Source organism: Streptomyces sp. KPB2 (assembly GCF_003950055.1).
Classification (GTDB): domain Bacteria; phylum Actinomycetota; class Actinomycetes; order Streptomycetales; family Streptomycetaceae; genus Streptomyces; species Streptomyces salinarius.
This window is the reverse complement of record NZ_CP034353.1, coordinates 2,741,038-2,760,560: the sequence shown is the minus strand read 5'-3', so window position 1 is coordinate 2,760,560 and position 19,523 is coordinate 2,741,038. Positions and strand designations below refer to the sequence as shown.

General features: G+C 73.5%; 21 protein-coding genes. 4 read left to right on the top strand and 17 right to left on the bottom strand.

What is annotated here, in order from left to right; translation table 11 throughout:
* Positions 1-111: 111 nt before the first annotated feature.
* Positions 112-618, bottom strand: coding sequence for a dual specificity protein phosphatase family protein (locus D1J63_RS11865; RefSeq protein WP_164712807.1), 507 nt, complete (start codon positions 616-618; stop codon positions 112-114).
* Positions 619-724: 106 nt separating this feature from the next.
* On the opposite strand from D1J63_RS11865, the gene D1J63_RS11860 reads away from it, so the two are divergent.
* Positions 725-1,528, top strand: coding sequence for a nuclease-related domain-containing protein (locus D1J63_RS11860; RefSeq protein WP_125628866.1), 804 nt, complete (start codon positions 725-727; stop codon positions 1,526-1,528).
* Positions 1,529-1,541: 13 nt separating this feature from the next.
* On the opposite strand, the gene ligD is transcribed toward D1J63_RS11860, so the two are convergent.
* Positions 1,542-2,423: a non-homologous end-joining DNA ligase gene (gene ligD / locus D1J63_RS11855; protein WP_125628865.1), complete on the bottom strand. Its 882-nt coding sequence runs from the start codon at positions 2,421-2,423 to the stop codon at positions 1,542-1,544.
* Positions 2,424-2,488: 65 nt separating this feature from the next.
* Between ligD and D1J63_RS11850 the strand changes: the two genes are divergently transcribed.
* Positions 2,489-3,610, top strand: coding sequence for a Ku protein (locus tag D1J63_RS11850; RefSeq protein ID WP_164712806.1), 1,122 nt, complete (start codon positions 2,489-2,491; stop codon positions 3,608-3,610).
* Between the two features lie 37 nt (positions 3,611-3,647).
* Here D1J63_RS11850 and D1J63_RS11845 read toward each other — a convergent pair whose 3' ends face one another.
* The 11 genes from D1J63_RS11845 to D1J63_RS11795 all read right to left on the bottom strand — a co-directional run bounded on the left by D1J63_RS11845 (position 3,648) and on the right by D1J63_RS11795 (position 12,822).
* The gene (locus D1J63_RS11845; protein WP_125628863.1) at positions 3,648-4,316 is read right to left on the bottom strand and encodes a hypothetical protein; all 669 of its coding nucleotides are present in this window, start codon (positions 4,314-4,316) and stop codon (positions 3,648-3,650) included.
* A gap of 240 nt (positions 4,317-4,556) precedes the next feature.
* Positions 4,557-5,303, bottom strand: coding sequence for a DUF4142 domain-containing protein (locus tag D1J63_RS11840; protein ID WP_125628862.1), 747 nt, complete (start codon positions 5,301-5,303; stop codon positions 4,557-4,559).
* A 195-nt stretch (positions 5,304-5,498) separates the two neighbouring features.
* Positions 5,499-5,933: a PPOX class F420-dependent oxidoreductase gene (locus D1J63_RS11835; protein WP_102932870.1), complete on the bottom strand. Its 435-nt coding sequence runs from the start codon at positions 5,931-5,933 to the stop codon at positions 5,499-5,501.
* Positions 5,934-6,034: 101 nt separating this feature from the next.
* A complete protein-coding gene (locus D1J63_RS11830) occupies positions 6,035-6,946 on the bottom strand; it encodes a DUF3152 domain-containing protein (RefSeq protein ID WP_125628861.1) in 912 nt (303 codons plus the stop codon).
* Positions 6,947-7,193: 247 nt separating this feature from the next.
* Entirely contained in the window at positions 7,194-7,529 is a 336-nt protein-coding gene (locus D1J63_RS11825) for a TcmI family type II polyketide cyclase (protein ID WP_011030169.1), read from the bottom strand.
* Positions 7,530-7,562: 33 nt separating this feature from the next.
* Complete coding sequence (locus D1J63_RS11820) at positions 7,563-8,042, bottom strand: SRPBCC family protein (protein WP_102932868.1); 480 nt, start codon at positions 8,040-8,042, stop codon at positions 7,563-7,565.
* Position 8,043: 1 nt separating this feature from the next.
* Complete coding sequence (locus tag D1J63_RS11815) at positions 8,044-8,313, bottom strand: acyl carrier protein (RefSeq protein WP_125628860.1); 270 nt, start codon at positions 8,311-8,313, stop codon at positions 8,044-8,046.
* Between the two features lie 141 nt (positions 8,314-8,454).
* The gene (locus D1J63_RS11810) at positions 8,455-9,723 is read right to left on the bottom strand and encodes a ketosynthase chain-length factor (RefSeq protein ID WP_125628859.1); all 1,269 of its coding nucleotides are present in this window, start codon (positions 9,721-9,723) and stop codon (positions 8,455-8,457) included.
* The gene (locus D1J63_RS11805) at positions 9,720-10,991 is read right to left on the bottom strand and encodes a beta-ketoacyl-[acyl-carrier-protein] synthase family protein (protein WP_125628858.1); all 1,272 of its coding nucleotides are present in this window, start codon (positions 10,989-10,991) and stop codon (positions 9,720-9,722) included. Before D1J63_RS11805 ends, D1J63_RS11810 begins: the two co-directional genes overlap by 4 nt.
* A complete protein-coding gene (locus D1J63_RS11800; protein ID WP_102932865.1) occupies positions 10,988-11,464 on the bottom strand; it encodes a cupin domain-containing protein in 477 nt (158 codons plus the stop codon). The genes D1J63_RS11805 and D1J63_RS11800 overlap by 4 nt, the downstream gene beginning before the upstream one ends.
* Before the next feature lie 137 nt (positions 11,465-11,601).
* The gene (locus D1J63_RS11795) at positions 11,602-12,822 is read right to left on the bottom strand and encodes a SchA/CurD-like domain-containing protein (protein WP_125628857.1); all 1,221 of its coding nucleotides are present in this window, start codon (positions 12,820-12,822) and stop codon (positions 11,602-11,604) included.
* A gap of 337 nt (positions 12,823-13,159) precedes the next feature.
* Here D1J63_RS11795 and D1J63_RS11790 point away from each other — a divergent pair, with 337 nt between their 5' ends.
* Positions 13,160-15,118 (top strand): FAD-dependent monooxygenase, encoded by a 1,959-nt coding sequence (locus D1J63_RS11790; RefSeq protein WP_125628856.1) that lies wholly within the window; start codon positions 13,160-13,162, stop codon positions 15,116-15,118.
* A gap of 79 nt (positions 15,119-15,197) precedes the next feature.
* Here the strand turns inward: D1J63_RS11790 and D1J63_RS11785 are convergent, their stop codons facing one another.
* The gene (locus tag D1J63_RS11785; protein ID WP_241235550.1) at positions 15,198-17,042 is read right to left on the bottom strand and encodes an SMI1/KNR4 family protein; all 1,845 of its coding nucleotides are present in this window, start codon (positions 17,040-17,042) and stop codon (positions 15,198-15,200) included.
* A 110-nt stretch (positions 17,043-17,152) separates the two neighbouring features.
* Entirely contained in the window at positions 17,153-17,644 is a 492-nt protein-coding gene (locus D1J63_RS11780; protein WP_125635402.1) for an Lrp/AsnC family transcriptional regulator, read from the bottom strand.
* A 167-nt stretch (positions 17,645-17,811) separates the two neighbouring features.
* Between D1J63_RS11780 and D1J63_RS11775 the strand changes: the two genes are divergently transcribed.
* Complete coding sequence (locus D1J63_RS11775; RefSeq protein WP_125628854.1) at positions 17,812-18,501, top strand: nitroreductase family protein; 690 nt, start codon at positions 17,812-17,814, stop codon at positions 18,499-18,501.
* A 20-nt stretch (positions 18,502-18,521) separates the two neighbouring features.
* Here D1J63_RS11775 and D1J63_RS11770 read toward each other — a convergent pair whose 3' ends face one another.
* Both D1J63_RS11770 and D1J63_RS11765 read right to left on the bottom strand, forming a co-directional pair.
* Complete coding sequence (locus D1J63_RS11770) at positions 18,522-19,013, bottom strand: DUF523 domain-containing protein (protein ID WP_347141340.1); 492 nt, start codon at positions 19,011-19,013, stop codon at positions 18,522-18,524.
* A 60-nt stretch (positions 19,014-19,073) separates the two neighbouring features.
* A complete protein-coding gene (locus D1J63_RS11765) occupies positions 19,074-19,487 on the bottom strand; it encodes a DUF4440 domain-containing protein (protein ID WP_125635400.1) in 414 nt (137 codons plus the stop codon).
* Between the last annotated feature and the right edge of the window lie 36 nt (positions 19,488-19,523).

Genomic DNA, 19,523 nt, shown 5'->3' with positions numbered 1-19,523 from the left:
GACCGGCGATCGGTGAACGGCGATCGGCGTCGGCTCGGCCGCGCGGCAGCGGGCGTCGCCGTACGCGTTCTCGTACGGAAGGCCATTTTGCGTGCGCACGGGCCCGCGGGGCTACTCGGCCAGTTCCTCCAGCTGCCGCACGGTGGGCAGACCCGCCCGCAGATACGCCACGAACAGGTCGTTGTGCAGCGCCCACGGCGAGCGCCGGGAGCGGATCAGCCGGATCGCGTCCTCGGCGCCGCGGCCCCGGCGCATCAGCGTGTGCGCGACGACGAGACCGGAGCGGTTGTAGCCGTGGTAACAGCGGACGAGGACCTTCCGGCCACCGTCCAGCGCCTCGCCCGCCGCCCGGGCCAGCCGGATCACCCCGGCGAGCTGGGTGCCGTCCAGGGGGCCGTCGGGGATGGGCCACACATGGTGTTCGACACCCTCGTCCGGGCCGTGCCCGGGCAGCCGCAGCAGCGTCTGCACGAGGTCGAACTCGTCCCGCACCACGGCGAACTCCAGCCGCCCGGCCGCCGGCCGGAACTCGTGCCCGCCCATCCACAGCCCGGGCACGATCTCGTCCCACGGCCGGTCCGGGGCCGGCACGTCCGGACCTTTCCCACGGGTACGCAAAGGCACCTCCCCAGTCCCGCCCAGGGCCTGCCCAACTCCACCCAAAGGTATCCGGGTTCTTGCCCCGGCAGCACCCCTCCTGGTCCCATGGAAGGGGGTGTTGTGCGTGGACGGACTGCGCGTCGTACCGACCTGGCGGCACGGCCGGGAACGGCTCTACGTCTGCCTCCCGGACGGCGGGAACGTCGCCTGGTACGACCGTGAGGCGGCCCGCGTCAACCTGCTGAGCGACGACCGCAGGGACGAGGTCCTGCAGGCCCTGGCCCCCTTCCTCACCGGCCAGGTGGCCGTCGGCCCGCCCCCGGTCCCGACCCCGGCCGAACTGGCCCGGCTCTCCCTCCACCCGGACGACGACCTCGCCCCCAACCGCCCCGGCGAGGCGCTCCTGGTCGCCCTGGAGCGCGACCCCGGACCGGCGCACCGGCTGCGCCCCGACCCGCGCCGCCGCGCGCTCGCCGCCGAGCAGGCGACGGGGGAGGCACTCGACCGCCTCGACGGCGCCGGCTGGCACACCCTCCACTCCCTCCCGCTGCCCGGCGGCGACCGCGTCCACCACCTGCTGATCGGGCCCGGCGGCCTCTTCGCCCTCCACGTGCTGCCCGCCCGCAGACAGCGGGTGCGGATCGACGACCCCCTGGTGACGCCGGGCCGCCGCGCGCCGCTTCCCCTGCTGCGCCGGGTCCGCGCCGACGCCGACCGGGCCTCCTACGCCCTGACGGCGCAGGTGCGCCCCGTCCTCGTCCTCGTCGAGCCGGCCCACGTGAGCTTCGGCGTTCCGCCCCGCTCCGTGCGCGTCCTCACCGACGGGGAGCTGCCGGAGCTGGCCCGGACGGGCGGGATGCTGAAACCGGCCGACGTGGAGGCCCTGCACGCCGCGGCCCGGGACCGCGCCACCTGGGCCCGCCTCTGACCGGGGCCGGGCGTCAGGGCAGCTTCGCCGCCCGCCGCCGGTCGAACAGCGGCGCCAGCAGGTCCCCGTAGTCCGCCACCCGTGGCCCCACGTCCCCGGGCCGGAAGACGAACTGCTCCGCCCGCCCGCACCCGGCGACCTCGTCCCACGTCACCGGGGTGGACACGGCCGGCACGTCGCGGGCCCGCACGGTGTACGGGGCGGCCGTGGTCTTGCGGGCGGCGTTCTGGCTCCAGTCCACGAACACCTTCCCCGGCCGCAGACTGCGCGTCATCCGGTGCACCACCAGCTTCGGCAGCGCCCGCTCCGCCTCCACCGCCAGCGCCTTCGCGTACTCCGAGACCCGCTCCGAGGACGCCCCCCGCACCCCCGCCAGCAGGTGCAGCCCCTTGGCCCCCGAGGTCTTGGCGTACGCCTCGACACCGTCCGCCGCCAGCCGCTCCCGCAGCCACAGCGCCACCTCGCAGCACTGCACCACGGTCGCGGGCGCTCCGGGGTCCAGGTCGAACACCAGCCGGTCGGCCTCCCCGGGGTCGTCCGCGGTCCACTGGTGGGTGTGGAACTCGGTCACCAGGTTCGCCGCCCACATCAGGCTCGCCAGGTCCTGCACCAGCACCATCCGCGCCGGGCCCTCCGAGCGGGGCACCTCGGCCGTGGTGACCCACTCGGGCGTACCCGGCGGCACGTTCTTGGTGAAGAACACCTGGCCGTCCGGTCCGTCCGGGTACCGCAGGAAGGACACCGGACGGTCCCGCAGGTGCGGCAGCAGCACCGGGGCGGTCGTCGCGTAGTAGTGCAGCAGCTCGCCCTTGGTGAGGCCGGCCGCGGGATACAGCACCTTGTCCAGGTTGCTGAGGGCCACCCGCCGCCCCTCCACTTCCGTCATCGGCGCCATACCATGAGAATCTCATAGAACATGGACAAAACACCTGGAAGCGCCCGAAAGGAACGGTGCTGCACGTGCGATCCATCTGGAACGGCGCCATCTCCTTCGGCCTGGTCAGCATCCCGATCAAACTGGTGAACGCGACCGAGAGCCACGCGGTCTCCTTCCGCCAGATCCACACGGAGGACGGCGGCCGGATCCGCTACCGCAAGGTGTGCGAACTGGAGGACCGCGAGGTCACCCAGGCCGAGATCGGCAAGGCCTACGAGGACGCCGACGGCTCGATGATCCCGATCACCGACGAGGACCTGTCCCAGCTGCCGATCCCGACGGCCCGCACCATCGAGATCGTGGCCTTCGTGCCCGAGGACCGCATCGACCCGCTCCAGATGGGCTCGGCCTACTACCTCGCGGCGAGCGGTGCCCCCGCCGCCAAGCCGTACACGCTGTTGCGCGAGGCGCTCAAGCGCAGCAACCGGGTCGCGATCGCCAAGTTCGCGCTGCGCGGCCGGGAGCGCCTCGGCATGCTCCGGGTCGTCGGCGACGCCATCGCGATGCACGGCCTGCTGTGGCCGGACGAGGTGCGGGCCCCCGAGGGCGTCGCCCCGGAGGGCGGCGTCACCGTCCGCGACCAGGAACTGGACCTCGCGGACGCCCTCATGGACACCCTCGGCGAGATCGACCTGGACGACCTGCACGACGAGTACCGCGAGGCCGTCGAGGAGGTCGTCGCCGCCAAGGCCGCCGGCGAGCGTCCCCCAGAGGCCCGCGAGGAGGCGGCCCCCGGAAAGGTGCTGGACCTGATGGCCGCGCTGGAGAACAGCGTGCGGGCGGCCCGCGAGTCCCGGGACGGCGAGGAGGCCGGGCCGGCCGAGGAGGCCGAGGTCAGATCGCTGCCGCAGCGCAAGACCTCGTCCCGCCGGGCCCCCAAGGAGACCGGCGGCAAGAAGTCGACTTCCACGGCGGCGAAGAAGACGGCGGCGAAGAAGGCGGAGCCGAAGAAGTCGACGGCCAAGTCCGGCACGGCCAGGTCCACGTCGTCGTCCCGGGCCGGGTCCGCGTCCGCGTCCGCGAAGAAGACGGCGGCCAAGGGCACCGCCAAGAAGGCCGCGGGGCGCAGCACGGCCAAGGAGACCGCCAAGAGCACCGGCAGGAGCACCGCCAAGAAGACGGCGTCCCGCAGGCGCAGCGCCTGACGCCCGCCGTTGAGTCGCTTGTCCAGGAGCCGTTTGTTCAGGAGGAGGCGGAGGCCCGGGGTATCGCGGAGGGGGCGGGGTCGAAGACGGCGGGGCTCGCGGCGGCGGACTCGGTCGGCGCGAGGGACTCCCCCACGGACTCCGCGAGGGAGTCCGTGGGGGAGTCGGCGCCGGAGTCCGTGCCCGCGTCGATGCCCGTCCCGGAGCCCGTCCCCGAGTCCGTCCCCGCGTTCACCGAGGGCAGGGCGGGGCTCTCCTCCAGGCGCTGCCCGATCGTTTCGGCGGGGCCGCTGCCCGGGGTGACCGGGCCGGTGGACAGCTGCGACCACGCGGTCAGGGCGAGGGCGACCGCGGCGGCCGTGCCGAGCACCCGGCCGACCCGCCGCACCCGGGCCCGGCCGTCCAGCTCGCGCCAGGCAGGACCCGCCCACCGGTCCTCCGGACGCCACGCCTCGCCGACCGTGTCGGAGGTGAGGGAGGAGGGGGAGGAGGGGGAGGAGGAGCGGACCGGGCGGGCGGGCCCGCCGGCGGGGGGCTCCGGCTGCCGGCCGGGGAACCGGTCCCGTGCGGCGGGCTCCCTGGGGGCGGAGGCACGGATGGCGCGTTCGTCGTCCTCCAGGAACAGCCGCCAGACGTACTCGGGCACGGACGGCGTACCGTCCGGCTGGTCCGGGGTGTCGCCGCCGCCCGGTCCGGAAGCGGTCATGGTCCCGCTCTTCCTGTCGTCGGCCCCGGGCGGGCGAGGGCAGGAGGAGGGACGGCCCGCCCACCACCGGTCCCGGCGCCGGATGGTCATGGCCCGGCGGACTCCGTCGGCCGCCAACCCCTAAGAACGCGTGGGGCCCGGGGCCCGTTCCCCGCGCCGCCGGTCGTGACGCGGTCGTGATGGTGCCGGCGTGGGACGCCGGACTCGGGAGGCCGATCGGGCTCGCGCGGGGGGCCGGACTCAGGAGGCCGCCGGGGACGGAGTGGGCGTCGGGGAGGCGGTGTTCACGTTCAGGTCGGGGCGCGGCTTGAGCACCAGCACCTGTTCGCCGGGCTGCGGCGGGGGCGGGGTGACCTTCTCCCGGGGCAGCTTCGCCGGACCGGTCTGGTTGAAGGTGACCTGGTCGTACTCGACCAGGCCGGTCTTCTCCAGCACCGTGATGTGGTCCAGCACGGTGTCGTTGGCGAGGTCCGCCAGCTGCCGCACGAGGGTGTTCTTGGTGGACGCCCGGATCTTGGCGATCGCCGGGAAGATCTGGCCGTGCGTCACCCGCATGATGTTGACCGCCGCCGAGTCGAACTCCTTGCCGCTCTTGGCGTCCACCGTCGCCACGAACCCCTCCTGCTGCGGGGAGGCCCGGTTGGGCAGGGTGATGCCCAACTCGGGGGAGATCTCGCGGCACATCGCGTCGAGACCGGCGTGCCCGACGACCAGGTGCTCACCGGCCGTCTTCATCGCCTTCGTCGTACCGCGCTCCATCACCATCTCGCCCAGCGGGTACTCCCACAGCCCGGCGGCGCGGACCTTGACCACGAAGTCGCGGTCCGCCTCGGTGAGCGGACCGAACTTCGTACTGGCCACCACCCGGTTCTGGTTGCCGTCGGGCTTGTCCAGACCGAGCACGGCCGGGAAGGCCAGCGCGGTGAGGGTCAGGGTCATCGCACCGAACAGGACGACGACTCCGATCCTGCTGCGGGACAGGCGCATGGTGCCTCCAGGGGCGACGCGAGGAACGCGGGGACGCGCACGCGTGCTCGGGTTCGTGCTCGCGCGCACAGCGGTACGCCAGGAGGTACGGAAACGGCGGGCGGATCTATCACCGCTCCGGCACAAATCTCGCGGATCCCGGCGAGGGGCCCGCCGCCCCGCCGGTTCCCGCCCCGGTCCCCAACCCGCTTCCGGTCAGCCGATGTCGGCGCCGTACACGCGCTCGACCGTGATGGTGAGCAGCACCCGGCGGTCGGACACCATCGTCGCCCGGTACTCGTCCCAGTCCGGGTGCTCCCCGGACGCGGCGCGGTAGTACTCCACCAGCGCCTCGACCTCCGGCCCGTGCGGGTCGGTGCCCGGCCCGGTGAGGGTGGCGACGCCCTCGGCGGTGGCCCAGGACCTGCCGTCCGGGGCGGTCACCTCCAGCGTGGCCCGCGGGTCCCGGCGCAGGTTCGCCGTCTTGGCGAGCCCCTCGCGCGTCGACACCCGGATGACGCCGGCCTCCGGGTCGTAGGCGGGCATCACGGGGGAGAGCTGCGGGCGGCCGTCCGACTTGATCGTCGCCAGGACGCCGAGCCGGCTCTCGGCCAGCAGGGTACGGGGATCGAAGCGCGGTGTGGTGGTCATGGAGCGATCATCGCCCCGGGCCCCGCGGCCTGTCCCGCGAACCGTCCGCCGAACAGGCCCCGCGTGGACCGCTCAGGGCACCGAGGGGCCCCGTGGACCGCTCAGGGCACCGAGGGGCCGCTCAGGTAGTCGCCGTTCTCGTCGTACGGCCAGGCGTTGGCCACGCATCCCTTGAGGCCCTTGATCTGCTGCATCATCGCCGGTGCGGGCCGGCCGGCGCCGGGGCACGTCTCGTGGCCGTGGCCGATGCGGTGACCGACCTCGTGGTTGACGATCAGCGCCCGGTACTCGTGGATCGGGCCGTCGAACTCCGGGGAACCCAGCACCCAGCGCTTGAGGTTCACCACGACGTCCGTCCCGACGCTGCAGTTGACCTCGCCCCGGGTGAGCAGGCCCGCCGCGCCGCAGATCCGGTCCACGGTGCCCGGCGTGGCGATCTTCACCACGAAGTCGTACGAACCGCTGCTGACCAGCCGGAAGGAGTTGGTCCCGTCCCGGGTCCAACCGCGGTCGTCGGCGAGCACGTCGGATATCTCGGCGGCGGCGGCGCTCGGCCGGACGTCGATGCCCTCCTCGACCAGGACCTTGTAGCGGCGCACGCGACTGCCGGTGCCCACGGTCGTGCCGTCGGCTTGGGCGGTGACGAAGGTGCCGGGCCCGGTCGCCGGAATGGCGATGGTGGAGGGGGAAGGGGAGGCGGAGGGCGAGGCCGAGGGCGACGCGGAGGCCTTCGGGGAGGCGGACGGAGAGGGGGAGGAGGAAGCCGACGGCCTTCCCGTCGACGCGTCCAGGGCGTCCGTGACGTCGGCCACCTGGTCGTCCGTCACCGGCGGCCGGGTGTCCCGCCAGTACGCGACGGCGGCTCCCGCCGTGAGCAGAACGGCCCCCAGGGCGACGAAGGCCAGGACCGCGCGGGCGGGGCCGCGGCGTCTGCGTCTGCGGGAGCGGGGTCTGTGCCCGGCACCGTCCTGCCCGGATCTTCGGCCGGCTCGGCGGGCGGTGGATCGGCCCACGGTGTGCGTCCTCTCTTCTGGTCGTCGGGGCACGCACGGCGGACTCCGGTGTGCTGTTGTACCCCCAAGATCCAAGCGGACGCACGTGCGAAAACGTCACGGTTTCCGCCGTGTCCCTTCTCACGCCGGGATTCGATTGCTGAGGGCAACCGATCGGCCTCCCGGAACGTCTTCGTCGGGGTCACCCGGTTTCCGCCCGGTGACCCCGACGCGTGCGGGGAGGAACCGCCCTCGGCCGGTGGCGCGGTCAGCCGGCGGGCGTTCGCTCCCAGCGGTAGAAGCAGCGCGCCATCGCGTCCTTCGGACCGCGCCAGGTCGCCGGGTCGTACGCCGAGACGTACGGCTCGAGCCGCTCGCTGACCTGGCGGAACTCCGGGTGACCGGTCAGCCTGCCGATGGTGGGTGCCGGGTCCTCGTCGCTCTCGATGAGGTGCAGGTACACGCCGTCACCGAACTCGAAGAGACTGCGCCGGTTGACGCCCACCAGGTGCGGCAGTTCGCCGCTGTCGGACTCCGCGAACACCTTCGCGATGTCCGGTGCCGCGCCCGGCGCCATCCGGGCGACGATCAGTGTGTGGTGCATGAGGGTGCTGCCCTTCGCCGATGTTCGTACGGGTCAGTCGGCGAGCACCGACGCGGTGCGCCGCTCGCCCGCCGCCTGCTCGATCCGGTCCCGGATCAGCGCCATCTGCGTACGGGAGTTGCGGTTGATGTTGTCCGTCATCCAGGCGTCGTCCACGGGCGCGTCCGGCTTCATCGCGAAGTCCTGCGTCCAGCGCATGACGGTGCCCTCGGCGGTCTCCGCGTACTCCCAGACGATGTTCATGTACTGGAAGGGGCCGGTCTCGACCCGCTGGGCGCGGACGGTGCGGGTGACCGGGTCGGCGACCCGCTCGGAGACCCAGCTCCACACCTTGCCGTCGGCGTCCGGGTGCATGGTGAGCCGGAAGGTGACCTTGTCGTCGTCGCGGTCGAGGACCTCCACGGAGGCGTACTCGCTGAACAGCCGGGGCCAGTTCTCGATGTCGTTGGTCATCTTCCAGACCAGCTCCATCGGGGCGGCGATGGTGATCTCGTTGTCGGTGTGCCCTGCCATGTCACACTCCCGTCTTGAGGGCGCCGTTGACCAGCGTGAGGAAATCGGCGGGCGTCTTGCAGCGCTCGGCCTGCTCGGGCAGGCCCAGGCCGTACCGCTTCTCCAGCTCGGCCACGATGCCCAGCAGGCCGAGGGAGTCCAGGCCGAAGGTGTCGAAACCGTCGTCGGCCTGCTGCTGGAGGGTGACCGGGTCGACGTGCACGCCGGCGGTCCGCTTCATCAGCGCCGACAGCTCCTCGACGGTCACCTGGTAGTCCAGCTGGTCGGTCATGGTGTCCTCCTTGACTCGGGTTGGCCGGTCACGGTGTGCTCCGTGACCGTCGGTGGTCGGTGGTCGGTGGTCGGTGGTCGGTGGTGGGGTGCCGGTGCGGGCCGCCGGTGGTCCGGGGCGGCCCGTCGGCCGGTGCGTCGGTCAGCCGCCGGTGGGCGGCACGGCGCCCAGGCGCAGGACGAGCGCCGAGTTGGACCCCATGAGCCCGCGCGCCAGCACCAGGGCCGTGCGCGGCTCGGCGGGGCGGGCCCGGCCGGTCACCACGTCCAGGTCGTGACACACGTCGGCCACGTGCGGGGTCGGCGGGATCAGCCCGTGCTCCATCGCGAGCACCGCCGTCGCCACGTCCAGCACCGGCGCGGCGCAGTACGCCCGCCCGGTCCCGGTCTTGGGCGCCGTGACCGGCACCCGCGCCAGGTGCGGGCCCAGCGCGTCGGCCAGGGCCAGCGCCTCGGCCCGGTCGGCCTCCGGGACCCCGAGGGCGTCCGCGAAGACCACGTCCACGTCCTCGGGCCGGCAGCCCGCCTCGGCCAGGGCACCCTCGATCGCGCGGGCCAGCCCCTCCCGGGACCGCTCCCAGCGGCCGGGGCCGGTGAAGGTCGCCGCGTGCCCGGCCACCGTCGCCCGCACGTCCGCGCCCCGCTCCCGGGCCGCGCCCTCCTCCTCCACGAGGAGTACGGCCCCGCCCTCGGCCGGTGCGAACCCGCAGGCCGCGTCGGTGAACGGACGGTAGGCACGGTCGGGTTCGGCGGCCGCGCTCAGCTCGGGGTACCCCAGCTGGCAGACGATCGAGTACGGGGCCAACGGCGCCTCCGTCGCGCCGCACACCACCGTGTCGGTGCCGCCCCGCACCGCCAGCGCCGCGTGCGCCAGGGCGTCCAGGCCGCCCGCCTCGTCGGCGGCCACGACCCCGCAGGGACCCTTGAAGTCGTTGCGGATGGAGACCTGGCCGGTGCTGGCCGCGTAGAACCAGGCGATCGACTGGTACGGGCCGACGTGGCGCGAGCCCTGGCCCCACAGGTTCTGCAGCTCCCGCTGCCCGAACTCGCCGCCGCCCGAACCGGCCGCGGTGACCACGCCGACCGAGAACGGCGAGTCGACGTCGGCCCGGCCGAACCGGGCGTCGGCCAGTGCGTGCTGGGTGGCGGCCAGCGCGAAGTGCGTGAACCGGTCGGTCTGGACGAGGAAGCGGTCCTCGACCGTGTCGGCCGCGTCGAAGCCGTGCACCTCGCCCGCGACCCGCAGCGGAAGGTGGTCGCAGCCCTCCCGGGTGACGGGCCCGAGGCTGCTCGTGCCGTCGGCGACCGCCTTCCAGTGCGCCTCGACACCGGTGCCGTGCGGCGACACCACGCCGAGACCGGTGACCACCGCGCGCCGGGGTCCGCCCTTGGTCCGTCCTGGTCCGCTCATCGCTGCCCTCCTTCACTGCCGCTCAGTACGACCGCGGACTGGAAGCCGCCGAAGCCGCTGCCCACCGACAGCACGTGCCGCAGCGTCCGCTCCCGTGCCTCGCGCGGCACGTAGTCCAGGTCGCACTCGGGGTCGGGGGTCGTGTAGTTGGCCGTGGGCGGCACCACCTGGTGGGCCATCGCCAGGACGCACGCGGCCAGTTCGATGGAGCCGATCGCGCCGAGCGAGTGGCCCACCATCGACTTGATCGAGCTCATGGGCGTCTTGTAGGCGTGCGCGCCCAGCGAGCGCTTGACGGCCGCGGTCTCGTGCCGGTCGTTCTGCTGGGTGCCGGAACCGTGCGCGTTGACGTAGTCGATCGCCGAGCCGTCGAGCCCGGCCATGTCCAGCGCCGTGTCGATGGCCCGCGCCATCTCCAGGCCCTCCTTGGTGAGCCCGGTCATGTGGTAGGCGTTGCCGAACGTGGCGTAGCCGGATATCTCGCAGTACACGTCCGCGCCCCGCGCCCGGGCGTGCTCCAGGTCCTCCAGGACCAGCACCGCCGCGCCCTCGCCCATCACGAAGCCGTTGCGGTCGGCGTCGAAGGGCCGGGAGGCGTGCTCCGGGTCGTCGTTGTTCGGCGAGGTCGCCTTGATGGCGTCGAAGCAGGCCATGGTGATCGGCGATATCGGCGAGTCCGCCGCGCCCGCCAGGCACACGTCGACCCGTCCCTCGGCGACCGCGTGATAGGCGTACCCGACCGCGTCGAGACCGGACGTGCACCCGGTGGAGACGGTCTGCACCGGCCCGCGCACCCCGAACTCCTCCGCGACCGCGGAGGAGAGGGTGGCGGGCGTGAACGCGCGTTCCAGGTGCGGCTCGGCCCGCCGGTCGTCGACGTCCCAGCGCGAGCCGCGCTCGCTGACCAGGACGTAGTCGTGTTCGAGCCGGGTGGTGCCGCCGACCGCCGTGCCGAGGGTGGCACCGGCCCGCCAGGGGTCCTCGCGGTCCATGTCCAGGTTCGCGTCCCGGACCGCCTCGGAGGCGGCGACGAGCGCGAACTGCACGTACCGGTCGCACCGTTGGACGGTGGCGAGGCCGAGCCCGTGGTCGGACGGCTCGAAGTCGCACTCGGCGGCGATCTGCGAGCGCAGGCCGGCCGGGTCGAAGAGGGAGATGCGGCGCGTCGCCGTACGGCCTTCGGACAGCAGCCCCCAGAACCGGGGCACGCCGATCCCGCCCGGGGCGACGACGCCTATGCCCGTGACGGCGACCCGTCGCCGGGTCATGACACCACCTCGGCCGCCGGGGCGGGCCGCTCGTGCCCGGCGCCGCCCGCGTGCGCGTGCGCCCCGTCGCACGGGAGCGCGTTGCCCTCCGCGTCCTCCGTGTCGACGTGGCCCAGCTCCGGCCGCGGGGCCAGCGGGCCCAGGTGGAACACGAGCCGCGCCTCGACGTCCCCCGCGTTGCGGAAGCGGTGGCGCATGTCCTGCGGGATCAGCAGCCCCTGCCCGGTGGCCAGCGAGTGCGGCACCCCGTTCAGGTCCACTTCGAGGGCGCCCTCCGTGACGTACACGAACTCCTCGGAGTACGGGTGGTAGTGCTCGGCGATGCGGTCGCCGGGCTGCACGATGGCCACGCCCATGAAGCCGCTGGTCGACCCGGCGGTGGTGGGCGTGAGAAGGGCGCGGAGGTCTCCGCCGCGGCGGCGGTTCGGCGCGATGTCGCCGAGGGAGACGATGCGTACCTGCTGGTCTGTCATGTCGTTCACTCCGGGGTGACGGGAGGAAGTGGGGGAGGAGAAGCCGGGCGAGGCCGGAAGGAGCCGGATCGGGGGGATCCGCGCGCACCGGGCGGGCACGCCGTCGGGCCCGCCGGCCGCGCGGTCGGGGGAGTGGTTCAGGAACCGGCGGAACGCCGGTCGGTCAGCGGCGTCATACGGACTCGCCCCAGCAACCGGGAGAGCGTGGCCGCCTCGCCCGGCGACCCGTCGACACCGACCGCGGCGGTGTCCAGCAGCCGCTCGGCGGCCGCGGCCCCCTCGGGCCCGTGCAGGCCCAGGACGGCGGCGGGCTCGGCCTGCGGGTCGCCGGCCACGTCGACGAGCCGTACGACGAGGTCGTCGCGGTGGAAGACGGTGGCCGCCAGCACGGGGCCGTCCGGGTCCTGTGCGGCGGACGCGTCCTGGCGGGCCAGCAGCCGGGCCAGCTCCCCGCCGGCACCGGCGCGCACCGGGTAGAGCAGCGCGAGCCGCTCGGTGCGCGCGCCGCTACGGTCGCCCGCAGCCGCGTGGTGGGCGGACGTCGCGTGGTGGACGGCCGGCATGGCGGCCCGGGTGAAGAACCGCCGGGCGGACTGCGGGTCGGCGAGGTCCCGGTCCTGCTCCAGATACGGGTTGAGGGCCTCCTCGACCGCCCGCACCCCGGGCTGCCGGGCGACATGGCGCAGCGCGGTCTGCAGGTCGCCCCGCACCTCCACCGCGCGCACGATCCGGTTGCCCTGCATGAAGAGCGAAGTGCGCAGCAGCCGCGTGGAACCGTCCACGTGGGCGTCGGGCGACACGTACTCGGACAGCAGCCGGGCGGTCTCCGCCTCGCTGCCGGGCCGTACGGTGAAGGTCAGCGCGTGCCGTACGACGTTGCCGCCGATCCGGGGCGCCGAGCGCGGCTCACCGGGCGCCGGCTGCCCGCCCTCGGTCTCCCGCAGGACGCTGTAGCGCAGCGAGTGGGTGTCCCGGACGCAGGTCGCCAGCGGCTCGACGGTGTCCAGGTGCTCGTCGCTGTTGACCCAGGCCAGGAAGGGCGCGGCGCTCTCCCACTCGCTGGTCAGCAGCCACTGCGTCGGGTTCTCCAGGGACTGGCAGAGCTGGTCGCTGACGTGTCCCGGAACGGCGGCGACCCGGTCGCGGATGCGCTCGTAGGCGTCCAGGAACTCCTGCTGCATGCCGTCGTGGACGTCCAGCATCAGGACGACCCGTACGCGGGAACCGTCGAACGCGGATATCGACACGCCGCCCGCGTCCGCCGCCACGGCCCTGGTGCCTATGGCGTGCGTCGTGTCCGTGGCATTCGTGGCATCCGCGGTCGGGGCATCCGTCGCAACGACGGGAGAGACCGTCATCCGGCCCACCTCTTCTCGGGGTCTTCCTCCTGGACTGGGGCGAACGTCGGCGGCGCCCACCGGGCGGGCGGGGCGCGACGGCCGCGTAAGCACGATCGTGAGCCGTGCCCGCGGGGTCCGCGAACCAGGAGGGTTAAGCGGGTGAAGCCTGCGCCGCGGCGGGCCCCGACGCGCCGTACGGGGCATGCATGAAGGCCCCGGCGCACACCTGTCGCGGGCCGCGCCCGTCACTCGCACGGGACTGTCGCGGGGCGCGCGTGTCACGGGATGCGTCCGTCACCCACGTCCCTCATCCACGTATGTCACTCACGTCTGTCGCAACGGAGGACGAGCAACCATGAACGAAAGAGCCGACCGGTCCGGCGGAGCCGCCCCTGGGGCCGGCCGGACCCACCGCGTCCCGGTCCTCGTCGTCGGCGGGTCCCTGGTGGGCCTGTCGATGTCGGTGTTCCTGGGACGGCTGGGCGTCCGGCACACCCTGGTCGAACGCCACGCCGGCACCTCCATCCACCCCCGGGGGCGCGGCAACAACGTCCGCACGATGGAGATCTTCCGGGTGGCCGGCACCGAGCCCGACATCCGCCGGGCCGCCGCCACCCTCGCCGACAACCACGGCATCCTCCAGACGCCCACCCTGGTCGGCGACGCGGGGGAGTGGCTGTTCAAGCAGATCGACCCCGGCAACGGACTGGCCCGCTTCAGCCCCAGCTCCTGGTGCCTGTGCAGCCAGAACGACCTGGAACCCGAACTCCTCACCCACGCCGTCAACCTGGGCGGCGACCTCCGCTTCGGCACGGAGCTGCTCTCCTTCGAGACGGACGCCGACGGCGTGACGGCGATCGTGAAGAGCCGGGAGACCGGCGAACACACCACCATCCGCGCCGACTACCTGGTCGCCGCCGACGGCCCCCGCAGCCCCGTCCGCGAACAGCTCGGCATCGGCCAGAGCGGCCCCGGCGACCTCTTCCACAACGTCAGCATCACCTTCCGCTCCCGCCGCCTCGCCGACGTCGTGGGCGACCGCCGCTTCATCGTCTGCTACCTGACCGACGAGAACGCCGACGGCGCCCTCCTGCCCGTCGACAACCGCGAGAACTGGGTCTTCCACGCCCCCTGGCACCCCGAACAGGGCGAAACGGTGGAGGACTTCACCGACGAGCGCTGCGCCGCCCACATCCGCCGCGCCATCGGCGACCCCGACCTCGACGTCGAGATCACCGGCAAGGCCCCCTGGCACGCCGCCCAGCGCGTCGCCCGCAGCTACCGCTCCGGCCGCGTCCTGCTCGCCGGCGACTCGGCCCACGAGATGTCCCCCACCGGCGCCTTCGGCTCCAACACCGGCATCCAGGACGCCCACAACCTCGCCTGGAAGCTGGCGGCGGTACTGGAGGGCTGGGCGGGCGAGCCCCTCCTGGACACCTACGACGCGGAACGCCGCCCGGTCGCGGAGGCCACCAGCGCCCGCGCCGCCCACCGCTCGGTCGAGCACAGCCACCCGGGCTTCGCACCGCCGCCGGGGATGGGGGGTGGCGGCCCGGGGGGCGGGGTGCCTGGCGGTGCGCCCCGTGGCGGTCCGGGGGGCGGGCCCGGGGGCGAGGGTCCCGGCGGTGCCCCTCGGGGTGGTCCGGGCGGTGCACCCGGGGGTGGCGGGCCCGCTGGTATGCCTGGCGGTGCTCCCGGGGGTGGTGGTCCCGTCGGTGCTCCTGGCGGTGTTCCGGGGGGTGGCGGTCCCGCCGGCACGCGTGGCGGTGCTCCCGGGGGTGGTGGTCCCGCCGGTGCTCCTGGCGGCGCCCCGGCCGGTCCTCCCGGCGGCCCGCAGCGCGGCATCCTCAACGTCGCCCTCGGCTACCGCTACCCCCAGGGCGCGGTGGTCGGCGCCGACCCGGCGACCCCGGTGGTCCCCGAGGGCCTCGACCTCACCGGCGCCCCCGGCAGCAGGGCACCCCACCTCTGGCTCCGCCGGGGCGAGGAGCGCCTGTCCACCCTGGACCTGTACGAGGACTCCCTCGTCCTGCTAAGCGACGCGGCCCAGCCCACCGGCTGGCACGAGGCGGCGACCGAGGTGGCCGCGGCGCTGCACGTCCCGCTGAAGCCGTACCGCGTGGGCGGCACCCCCGGCGCCGACCTGGTCCCGGACGACGAGGAGACCGACTGGGCCCGGGCCCACGGAGTGACCCGGGGCGGCGCGGTCCTGATCCGCCCCGACGGCTTCGTGGCCTGGCGCTCCCCGGGCCCCGCCCCCGACCCGGAGGCGATGCTGCGCCAGGTGGTGGGGACGGTACTGGCGCGCGCCTGAGGCCCGCACCGCTCGGACCCGCGACGGCCCGGCCGGCCGACGACTCGGCCGACCGGCGTCTCCACGGCATTCCCCACCGTCACCCCCGCGTCCGGTGGAAGGCGAGGTACGCGAACCCCTCGCCCTCCCGGGGCGCCCGCGTCCAGGACCGGGTGGTGAAGGTGGGGAGCCTGCCACGGGTGAGCGCGAAGCGGGGCAGGGAGAGCCCGAGTTCGCCGTGCAGGGCCTTCAGCGCCCGCAGATGCCCTTCCTGCCCGGAGTCCCCCGGGCGGAACAGCCGGTCCGGATCCAGGGCCTCGGGTATCGCACCGGACCGCTCGACCTCCGCGCCCCACAGGGTGAACGCGTACAGCTCCTCGCCCCCGTCGGCCACCGACAGATGGAACGCGTCCGGCCGGCCCCCGGCGGACGCCTGCCCCGGCTCGCACCACACCACCACGGCGCGCCCGCCGGCGGAGGCGTCCGCGACCGGCGACCGGAACAGCTGACTCATGTGGTGCAGGCCGTACCCGTCGAAGGCGAAGGACCACGCCCCGTCGGCCCGCCCGACGGCGACCACGGCCCGGTCCTCCCACAGTTCCACGCCCTCGTCCTCCCGCTCGTGCGGCCTGCGCGCCGACCGGGCCACGTCGGACGGCCGTACGGGACCGCTCACCGCCGCACCCTCCTCCCCGATCAGCTCGGGCAGCCGCTCGGGCCCGATGCCCTCGACCCAGACACAGCGGTAGGCACCACCGAACGACCTACGGAACCCCTCGGGCTCCGCCAGCCACGCGAGCCCCGGCGGATCGAGATCCGGCACCGGCTCCGGGGCCGGCCCCGGCTGCCCGCCCCGAGGCGTCGCCAGCACCTCCCGCCCCCGCTCCGGGGTGACCAGCGGCCCCAGCACCGGATCGGCGAGCAGCCCGAGCGGAACGACCAGCAGCGGCCCGGGCTGCTCCCACGCCGGAAGCGCGTCCCGCAGTACCCGCCACGCCGCGTCGCACGCGCCCCACCGGGCCGCCTCCCGAGCCTCGCCGACGGCCCGCCCCCAGGCACCGGCGGGCGCATAGCGGTAGGTCCCGTCCCGCACCGCGCCCAGCACCGCCTCGGCCGCCTCCCGCCCGGCGCCACGGGCGGCCATCATCCCCAGCCAGTGCTCGTCACCGCCCAGCCGCCACTGCTCCCGAGCCGGCCCCAGGGCCTCCACGGGCAGCACCTCCGGCAGGTAGCGCCGGTCGGCCACCAGACCGCCGTAGCTCCGGGAGTGGCCCGGAGCCAGGAAGTGCCGTATCTGGCCCAGCAGATCGGCACTGTGCGGCCGCCCGAACTCGGCCGCCTCCTCCAGCAGCGGTACGGCCTCCTCGTACCGACCGCGCAGGACCAGCACCCGCGCCCGCTCCACCCGGGCGTCCTGCTCACGCGTGGTCGCGTTCACGAAGTCGGACCGCTCGGCGCGGGTGGCGTGGAAGTGGCGGTACATGGCCTCCATGTACGCCCGGAACGACGGGTACCGGTCCGGGAACTCACCGCCCCAGCCCTGGTACACGTAGAGCGCCCACTCACCGTCCTCGTCCCGGTCCCCCGGATCGAGCAGCGCGTACGACGCGTCGGAGTCCGTCTCCAATTGCAGCGCCCGCCGCCACATCCCGGCCAGCAGGACCGCCTCGCGCGGCGGGTCGTCGTCCAGGAACCCCTCGTACACGGACGTCATGTCGTACGGATCCCCGAACCAGTCGATGTCCGCGACACCGCCGAGCCGGTACACGCCGGCCATCTGATCCACGTACCACCCGTCGCTCACGGCCAGGAACTCCCGGTACGACGGCGGCAACCGCCGTCCCAGCCGCTTCTCCGCCGCGACGATCGCCGCCTCACCGGCCGGGTCCCGCCCCAGGACGACGGACCCGGGCCCGCCGTCCTCCTCCTGGTCGGGCCGGGGCATCCACTCCTCCTGCCAACGCTGGAGGAATTGACGCCAGTTGAAAGACCCGTTGGTAGAAATACCGCTCATGCCCGCATGCTGCCACCGGCCACCGACAGCGGAGCCGTGAGTCACCCCTGGGACTCCGACAGACCGGACACCTCGTCGACGAGAGGCTGGACCCGGTACGGAACGACCGGACTCAGCGCAACGACCGTCGTACTGCGCCGCACACCTGGCACCGCGAGCACATGGTCGATCACTTGCTGGACGTGCTGGTTGCTGGTCCCGGCGATACGGCACCAGATGTCACCGGGCCCCGTCACGATATGGGCCTCGAGAATCTGCGGAACGGCCCGCAGCCGCGCCGCGATGGCCGCACGGGCCGGCTGGTCCACCTCGAACGTCGTGAACGCCTGCACCCCGTACCCGAGCGCGGCGACGTCCACGTCCGGCCCGTACCCGGTCACCACACCGACGCCGGCCAGCCGATCGAGCCGCGCCTGCAACGTACCGCGGGCGACCCCGAGTTGCCGCGCGATCTCCAGCAGCCCGTCCCGCGGACGCTCCCGCAGCAGCCGCAACATCCGCCCGTCGAGCAGATCGAGCCCGCGCCGTGCCACCACCGTAGAACCTGCCGATCTGCCACCGAAGAGGCACTCGAAAGCGTCTTCTCCTGCCAAATAAGCACCCGACCGAGGCCTCTGTTGCCTATCCGACACGCGCTGCCTCACCCTAAGTGCTCCCGTCCACGAGGAGACCCGTGAGCCCCATGAAACCGGTGAGACCCGTGAGGCAGCACACGCACCCGTTCATCCCGTACCGGCCGACGCGCTACGACGAAGCCGAAATGCTCCGCCGGGGCAGGGACTTCGTCTCCTTCGTCGACCGCCGACGCAGTGCGCGCTTCTTCAGCGACGAACCGGTCCCGCGCGAGTGCGTCGACCTGGCGATCGCCGCGGCCAACACCGCACCCTCCGGCGCCCACTTCCAGCCCTGGAAGTTCGCCGTGATCGGCGACGCCGAGACCAAACACCGCATCCGGATCGCCGCGGAGGCGGAGGAGCGGGTCAACTACGAGGGCGGCCGCATCCCGCCCGAGTGGCGTGCCGCACTCGCCCGCCTCGAAACGGACTCCGACAAGAGCTTCCTCGACGTCGTGCCGTGGATCGTGGTCTGCTTCGCCGAGAAGAGCACCGCGATGCCGGACGGCTCGCTGCGCAAGAACTACTACGTGAACGAGAGCGTCGGCATCGCCTGCGGCCTCTTCATCACGGCCCTGCACACGATGGGCCTGAGCACCCTCACCCACACCCCGAACCCGATGGCCTTCCTCACCAGAATCTGCGAACGCCCCACCAACGAACGCCCGTACATCCTCTTCCCCGTCGGCTACGCATCCCCCGACTGCGAGGTCCCGGACCTGACCCGAAAGCCCTTGACGGAGGCGATCGCCGAGGTCCCGCACCCCGGAGCGTGAGTTGCCTCGCAAGATGCCTGTCAGCGCGCCGCACCGGAGCCTTCCAGCTCGCGCAGGCAGGCCACTGCCTCGGCAATCCGATCCTCGCCGAAGACCCGTATCCCCGCTCGTCTCAGCAACGCCGTGGTGACACCCTGCCCCGGCACCCACGCCCCCACGAAGCGCCCGTCATAAACACGAAGCGACCCGCAGGACGGACTGGACTCCTTCAACAACGCCACACGAACCCCGGCTCCCCGGGCGGCCTCCAGCGCAAGACGAGCCCCCCGAACAAAGTGCCGGCTGACATCCTCCCCACCCTCGGTGAGCACCCGGGCAACACCGTCCAGCACGTCGGCCCCGTCCCCACCCACGATCTCCGCCGCCGGCCGAGGCACGGGCAACCCACCGGACACCTCGGGACAGAAGACAACGACCCGCCCCTCACTCCGCCACCGCCCGACGACCTCATCCCCGACCGGTTTGGCACCCCCGTCATAACGCACGGGCCTACCCAGCAAACAGGCACTCACCAAGATCCGCTCCACCACGCCAGGCTACGAGCCCGGCGCCCGTCCTCGCCCTGAGCGCAGTCAGAAGCCTTCGACAGCCACCGCACCCGACTGCTGTGCGCGGGTTCCGAAGGGATTGTCGATGACGTACCGCCACCGGCCGTCCGAACCGCGCCGCGCAACATCGGTGGCAGTGCCCTCGACGTGCACGGCCTGCCCCTCCCGGCCGATCCCGTCAATGACCCAGTCGACGATCAGAAGCGCCACGTCACCGCTGCGATACACGTGCCGCGGATGGACCGAGATGGGAACTCCGAGCCTCTGCAGGCGGCCGTTCGCGGCGTGCGACTCCGGCCCGGTCACCGGCGTTCCCGGCTGCGGAACCAGCACCGCCGCGTCCTCGTACACCTGCGCCAACGCAGTGGCGTCACCGCTGTTGAACCGCTCGGCGAACACGGCGGGCACCTCTTCAGGGCGATCGGCCAAAGCGCGCATGATCGACACACATCCTTCCAAGCCGGGAGAATCGAA